This is a genomic window from Bacillus cereus group sp. BfR-BA-01355 (genome assembly GCF_022663675.1).
Taxonomy (GTDB): domain Bacteria; phylum Bacillota; class Bacilli; order Bacillales; family Bacillaceae_G; genus Bacillus_A; species Bacillus_A thuringiensis_S.
Genome location: NZ_JAKUFY010000529.1, coordinates 1 through 210, shown reverse-complemented (window position 1 = coordinate 210; position 210 = coordinate 1). Strand labels below are relative to the sequence as shown.

Here is a 210-nt window from a genome sequence, read left to right as displayed (position 1 = left end):
TATAACTTTCCTTCCCCGAATGGATTGTCGATAAATTTTTCAGCTGTCAGTTCTGGTCTATTCAGATATCCTCTCGCCAGACCATCCCCCGCTATACATAATTCTCCAGGCACACCGATTCCACAAAGTTTCATCTGATTCAATATATATATACGAGTGTTAGAAACTGGTTTCCCTATTGGAATAAGGTTAGAGAATTCATCTTTGGCA

The 210-nt window shown here is 39.5% G+C and carries 1 protein-coding gene; it reads right to left on the bottom strand.

What is annotated here, in order from left to right; all coding sequences use genetic code 11:
• Positions 1-210, bottom strand: a 210-nt coding sequence (locus MR167_RS33900; protein WP_242316339.1) for an AMP-binding protein, incomplete at both ends; no start/stop codon positions are given.